Origin of the sequence: Methylovulum sp., assembly GCF_028687615.1 — a bacterium.
Classification (GTDB): domain Bacteria; phylum Pseudomonadota; class Gammaproteobacteria; order Methylococcales; family Methylomonadaceae; genus Methylovulum.
In genome coordinates, this window is the sequence record NZ_JAQTZU010000026.1 from 34,698 (window position 1) to 41,281 (window position 6,584).

General features: G+C 48.0%; 5 protein-coding genes and 1 pseudogene. All 6 read left to right on the forward strand.

The window, feature by feature from the left end; translation table 11 throughout:
- Positions 1 to 13 precede the first annotated feature (13 nt).
- Positions 14 to 598, forward strand: a complete 585-nt coding sequence (locus tag PHH59_RS14000; RefSeq protein WP_300017392.1) for a Uma2 family endonuclease — start codon at positions 14 to 16, stop codon at positions 596 to 598.
- Positions 599 to 729: 131 nt separating this feature from the next.
- Positions 730 to 2,063 (forward strand): annotated as a pseudogene (locus tag PHH59_RS14005) (IS3 family transposase).
- Entirely contained in the window at positions 2,064 to 2,501 is a 438-nt protein-coding gene (locus PHH59_RS14010) for a hypothetical protein (protein WP_300017395.1), read from the forward strand. It begins immediately after the preceding pseudogene.
- Between the two features lie 451 nt (positions 2,502 to 2,952).
- Positions 2,953 to 4,473, forward strand: coding sequence for an aldehyde dehydrogenase family protein (locus tag PHH59_RS14015; protein WP_300017398.1), 1,521 nt, complete (start codon positions 2,953 to 2,955; stop codon positions 4,471 to 4,473).
- A gap of 983 nt (positions 4,474 to 5,456) precedes the next feature.
- Positions 5,457 to 6,224 (forward strand): hypothetical protein, encoded by a 768-nt coding sequence (locus tag PHH59_RS14020; protein WP_300017401.1) that lies wholly within the window; start codon positions 5,457 to 5,459, stop codon positions 6,222 to 6,224.
- A 185-nt stretch (positions 6,225 to 6,409) separates the two neighbouring features.
- The coding region (locus tag PHH59_RS14025) for an HAD hydrolase-like protein (RefSeq protein ID WP_300017407.1) at positions 6,410 to 6,584 on the forward strand (175 nt) is incomplete at its 3' end.

A 6,584-nucleotide genomic window follows, 5' to 3' on the forward strand; every position in this document is an offset into this window, starting at 1 on the left:
CTAGGGGACAGCCATGTCAGCAAATTTACAAATCAAGACTTTTTGGATGAGTGAAGACGAATACCTGGAAGGTGAGTTAATCAGCGAAACCAAGCATGAGTACATAGACGGTGAAGTGTTCGCAATGGCGGGCGCAAGCCGTAACCATGAACGCATCGCCGGGAATATTTATCGGCATTTGGGCAACCATTTGCAAGGCAAACCCTGCGAACCATTCAGCTCCGACCTGAAAGTCAAAGTTGGCAGCAAGTTTTTCTACCCCGATGCGATGGTGGTTTGTGATGAGCCAAACCCGCACAGCTATTACAGCCAATCACCGACGCTGATTGTGGAAGTGTTGTCAAAAAGCTCGCGGCGCATGGACGAAACCACCAAACGCCTGGCCTACCAAAGCATCCCCAGCTTGCAAGAATATGTGCTGATCGAGCAGGATTTTGTTGATGTTGAAGTCTGCCGCCTTAGCCAGGGCTGGGTTTCCGAGCATTATTTCTGGGGCGATAGCGTGTGTTTTGAGTCGGTCGGCCTGACGCTGACTGTCGCTGAGATTTATGATCGGGTGGATAATGAAGAGGTGCTGGGGTTGTTGCAGCAAGAATAGGATTTGAATCCGCGACAAAGCGTTATCTCTGTTTAAAATAAGGAAAGGCAATGTTTGTATCTCGTTTATAGTGGACCCCGAAATCCAGACAGTAGTTTAAGCCATACTCTGATCCAAAATTGAGACAGAAAATGGGTGAAAGCAAACGCAAGGTATTTACGGGAACCCAAAAAGCCAAGGTTGCCCTAGAAGCGATCAAAGGCATGGGGTACACCCGAAGGTGAGTCAATGGAAAAAAGAGCTACTGGAAAATGCCGGCAGCTTGTTTGAAGGTAAACGAGGGCCCAAAGTGGCCGACGCACAGAGCGGCCCTGACCGGTTATACGCCAAGATTGGGCAGTTGGATATGGAGCTGGATTGGCTTATACCCTCTGTACCCTCTGGGGCATAAAGGGCACAAGAAAAAAAGTCTGGGCTCAGCCTTTAACTGAACGCCAGAGTTGGATAGAACCCAATGATGCGGTTGCATTATCAACGCAATGCAGGCTTCTTAAGGTCACACGTCCAGTCGTTTATGAGCAGAACAAGCGTTTGTTGAAAGCGCCGGATCAGGATGAGCTCGTGTTATTGCGCTTGTTGGATGAAGAGTACACGCGACCCCCGTCGCCTAAAGCGCCTACTGTTGGTTTATGGTTCACGCCGTATGAAGGAATACCTGAGTGAATGCGGCTATAGCGTCAACCGCAAGCGGGTGCAGAAACTCATACCCTCAGGGCACAAGTGCAAAAACTGGGCTTGGTCGGCATGTCCCCCGGCCCGAATACCCGCAAACCGCATCCGCAGCACAAGGTTTACCCCTACCTGCCGGCGTTGAGATTACCCGGCCCAATCAGGTCTGGAGCACTGGCATCACTTATATCCGGCTGCCGCGCGGATTTGTTTATCTGGCCGCGATCATCGACTGGTACAGCCGCACCAACAGTAGGCGCTTTAGGCGAGGTGCTGTCATGGCGGCTGTCGAATACGATGGATGCCGGATTTTGCGTGGACAGTCTGGAAGAGGCCATCACGCTATACGGCACACCGGCTATTTTTAACACCGACCAAGGCGCCCAGTTTACCAGCGATGCCTTTACCGGTGTGTTACTGAAGAACAACATCACCATCAGCATGGACAGATATTTGCTCCTGCAATATCTGCATTTCCCACATCCATGTGGGTCATGGGCGAGGCCGGGCGCTGGACAACATTTTTGTCGGGCGCTTGTGGCGGACCGTGAAATACGAAGAAGTGTATTTAAAGCAGCACGGCAACCTGCCGGACTTGTTGATGGGATTGACGCAGTACTTCCAATTCTATAACCAGGAACGCCGGCATCAATCACTGGCTTACAAAACGCCCGATGAAGTCCATAAAACGGCTATCGGCGGCGGTGCAAAGATTGTGGATAAATTTAATGATACGGGTGAGGCATCAGAACCCGTACAACAAAATCGGGACGGCGCCGTTCAGCTGGAGTGCTAATTGAGTTCTATCTTAACACAGGTGTTTTTTGTCTGGGTTTTGGGGGCCACTTTAATTTATCATGAAATTACTGAACGGATGAATGATAGAAATGATGGGTTCTGTCATTCTGTTTTAGCGACATTGAAAAACGAAAAATTACAAATTCTTAAGGATGCACAGAGTAATCCTAGAATGCTTGCAACATGGCTGTATGAAAACCAAGGTGAAATGCGTTTTGGTTCTGAAAACAGATTATTCCTTGTGCTTGTTGATTCAGATGGTTTTAATAGCTCTTGGAAATTGAAGCGAAATCTTGACCTGCTAGAACCGACAATTACGAAATATCTCGATAACTTCAAAAGCAAAAAAATGGAAGATTTGAAAGTCACTTTTGGTTACAAAGGAAAACCGCAAGTTTTTACTGCCTTGGCAGATGTGATTTTTGTAGTCAGGTAGGGTGAACAAGCTTTTTTGACCACCGTTTACAACACCCAAGCTTAAAGCTTTAAATAAACGGAACGGATGGAGTTGATTGTTACACAAATTTTTCCACGCTGCTTTGGTTTTGTTTCGTTGGTAAAGTCCGGTTATTGCAGGGTTAGGCGTTAGTCGCACATCGGGGCAAACTGGTCTGCTTTTGTTGGTGGTTGCTGAGCTTTGGCGGGTATTGCCTGGCCTAACAAGTCAGTCAAAGGGACGCGCCGCCCGTTGGCGGTTTTGAAGTTTGGTTTTTTTCAAGGTTCGGTGGCTTCGTTTCGCTTTCGTCAGCGGCGTGCCCCTTACCGTAACGTTAGGCTTTTTTATAGCCCGTCCTAATCAGCAACGAAAAAAAACACTTCATCTCAAATCAACAGCAAGCTGTTAAAATCATCAGGTTACTTTCATTCACCCCTGATTAGGAGAAATCATGCTTTATATTGCCCCCAACCAACCTGATAGCAAAATCCAATTCAAAGCGTGTTACGGTAATTTTATTGGCGGCAACTGGGTTGCACCCGTTAAAGGCCAGTATTTTGACAATTTAAGCCCTGTCAACGGTGAAGTGTTCTGCCAAATACCCCGCTCCTCTGCTGAGGATATAGAGTTGGCACTGGATGCAGCCCATGCAGCACGGGAAGCTTGGGGCAAAACCTCAGTCACAACCCGTTCCAATATACTGCTGAAAATCGCCGACCGACTCGAAGCGAATCTTGAACTATTAGCCATTGCTGAAACTTGGGACAACGGCAAGCCCATACGCGAAACCCTCGCCGCTGATGTTCCGTTGGCAGTCGATCATTTCCGTTATTTTGCCGGTTGTATTCGCGCCCAGGAAGGCTCGATTGGTGAAATTGATGAAAACACCGTGGCCTATCATTTTCATGAACCGCTCGGTGTGGTTGGGCAAATCATTCCGTGGAATTTCCCGTTACTGATGGCTTGCTGGAAACTGGCTCCCGCCTTAGCCGCCGGTAATTGTGTGGTGATGAAACCCGCCGAGCAAACACCCGCGTCGATTTTGGTGATGATGGAACTCATTGGTGATTTATTGCCTGCGGGTGTGGTGAATATTGTCAACGGTTACGGTGTGGAAGCAGGTCAGGCATTAGCCACCAGCAAGCGCATTGCAAAAATTGCGTTCACGGGCTCAACGCCTGTCGGTTCGCACATCTTAAAATGCGCGGCTGAAAATATTATCCCTTCAACCGTTGAGTTGGGCGGTAAATCACCGAATATCTTTTTTGCGGATGTTTTGGATCAGGAAGATGCGTTTGTCAGCAAATGTGTTGAAGGTGCAATGTTGGCATTTTTTAATCAAGGCGAAGTCTGCACTTGCCCTTCACGCTTGTTGATTCAAGAATCCATCTATGATGAATTTATCGCCAAAGTCATTGCCCGCGCCAAACAAATTAAACGTGGCAATCCGTTGGATACCGAAACCATGGTAGGCGCACAAGCCTCTAAGCAACAATTTGATAAAATTTTGAGCTATATCGAAATCGGCAGGAATGAAGGTGCTGATGTTTTAACCGGCGGCAATGTCGCGTCGATAAGCGGTGGATTTTTAGGAGGCTATTATATTGAGCCAACGATTATGAAGGGCAGCAATAACATGCGTATCTTTCAGGAGGAAATTTTCGGCCCAGTCATTGCGGTAACGGTATTTACCGATGAAGCGGAAGCCTTGGCGATTGCTAACGATACGCAATTTGGCTTAGGCGCGGGTGTATGGACACGCGATATGAACCGCGCATACCGCATGGGGCGAGGCATTCAAGCAGGTCGTGTGTGGACGAATTGTTATCATCATTACCCAGCCCATGCCGCATTCGGTGGCTATAAAAAGTCAGGCGTGGGACGTGAAAATCATAAAATGATGTTGGATCATTACCAGCAAACCAAAAATATGCTGGTCAGTTATGACATCAATCCGCTAGGTTTTTTCTAAGATATAAGGCAGCGTTCGGTGTGTGGTTTGGTTTTTTACTCGGTGTTGGGTTTAGCTACATTGCATAGTTTGGCGGCCTAATATTACGCTCAAGCGGGATGCGCCTTTTCGTGGCGGTTTTGAAGATTTGAAGTTTTTTCAGCTTTGGTGGTTTCGCCAGTCTTCCGTGACAGGCGAGCCCCTTAGCTTTACGTTAGGCTGTTCTGGGGTGAAGGGTTCAAGTTTCGGTTTGCCTTCGTCAGCTTCGGTGGTGACGGGCAAGTTTTTGGGTTTGGTTCGGGCTGCCGTTTTTCATTTGCAGCTTGGCTTTAGCTTTTGCCTTGTCTGGCTTTAGCTTCGGTTTGCTCAGTTGGCTACTTTTTTTGGCAGGCTTGGCGGGTTAAGTGGTTGGTTTCCGTTGCTCTCCAAAACTCGGTTTTAGGTTTGGCTTTGTTGGTTTCGGCGTTTACCTGAATCTCTGCCGGCAACAGTTAGCTTTTGTCAGGTGGTGCTTCCTGCCCACCTTTGTGGTTATTGGCTCTTTTAGTTGGCATTTTTGGTCGGGCTTGGGCTTTTGTTGCGTTTTTGGCCTGGTTGCTTTCGTCCTTGCCGCTTCTGCCTGCAAGCTGGGTTTGGCTTCAGGTTGTTTTGTGCGGCGCGTTAGCGGTAAGCAAGCCGTTCGTGTCGGCTCTGGCGTTTCTACTTTTTGGGTCTTGGTTGTTTACCGGTTGCCCCCATCTTTTTCAAGTTGCCCACGTTTGGCTCCGGTGGTAAAGTCCGGTCATCGTTGGGTTTGGCGTTCGCCGTACATCGGGGCAAATCAAGCTGTTTTGGTAGGTGGCGGTTTAGCTTTGGTTGTATTGCTGAGACTAACAAGTCAGTTAAAGGGATGCACCGCCCGTTGGTGGTTTTGGAATTTGGTTTTTTATCAAGGTTCGGCGGCTTCGTTTCGCTTTCGTTAGCGGCGCGCCCCTTACCGTAACGTTGGGCATTCAGGAATAAAAATGAAGCTATCACTCCGCTTTGTAGGTTTTGCCGGATTTATGCTGTTCGCATTCGTGTTTGTTGCCACCTTCTTGTCGCCCATCCACTTTGAGCAAGCTGGTAAGGAGTTTATCCGCACTCAAGTGGAAGCCAAGGTTCGCAATAAATTTGAAAATCTTCTTCATCCGTCTCTTGAGAAAGCCGCAGGCTTCCTCGCTAAACAGTATCAAGGCGAAATTGCCAGTCTTCAGCAAGCCCTCAAAGAAGGTCTATCCGAGAAGGTGACCGCCGTTGTCGCACAGATGGGCGATCTCAGTTGTGAGTGCCGCAAGAAGCTCGCTGGCAATATCCGGCAGGGCTTTGATTGGCGCATGACTTCCCTCAGTCAAGCGCAGTCTAATCTAGTTGCGCTAATTCAAGGCAAATACGCTGAGGTTGTCGAAAAACTATTGCTTGACATTAGGATATTCTCAGGTACAAACGCTGTTGTGTTCGGGCTTCTGGTCATTGCCTCGTTTCTAAAAGAGCGTGCCGTTGCACAACTATTCTTGCCGGGTAGCCTATTGTTTACGGCTACGCTGTTCAGCACTTATTTTTATCTCTTCGAGCAAAATTGGTTTTTCGCCATTATTTTTAACAATTACATAGGCTATGGGTACATTGCGTATGTGTCTGTGGTGTTTCTGTTCTTGTGTGATGTTGTTTTGAACAGGGCAAGGGTTTCTACCGAAATAATGAACCAGGCTTTTAGTGCCATCGGTAGCGGGGTATCGCTTACCTCATGCTGAATAATGTTCAAAAGCCATTAAGCGGGCAACACTTAGCTTGGTGGGTGTTGTTTAGCCCAACAAGCCGGTTAAAGGGACGTGCCGCCGTTCCGGCAGGCGAAGTTAGTTTTTTTCACAGGTAAGCGGCTTTGCTGTAGGCCATAGGGCGGGCAGCCCCCTTACCGTAACGTTGGGCTTCTCGATAAATGGCTAATATCTGTATAATTTTTGATTTGGACGGTACGCTCGTTGACAGTGAGGGACTTTGCAATCAAGCGTTTCTCGATCTGCTTCCACAATTGAATGATACTGTAGAGTCATTGATCCAGCGGTATCGCGGCAAAAAGCTAGCCTCAATTCTTGTTGATATTGAAAGTCGGC

Coding starts and splice junctions, on each gene's coding strand:
- PHH59_RS14000 (WP_300017392.1), top strand. CDS start 14: ATGTCAGCAAATTTACAAATCAAGACTTTTTGGATGAGTGAAGACGAA.
- PHH59_RS14015 (WP_300017398.1), top strand. CDS start 2,953: ATGCTTTATATTGCCCCCAACCAACCTGATAGCAAAATCCAATTCAAA.
- PHH59_RS14020 (WP_300017401.1), top strand. CDS start 5,457: ATGAAGCTATCACTCCGCTTTGTAGGTTTTGCCGGATTTATGCTGTTC.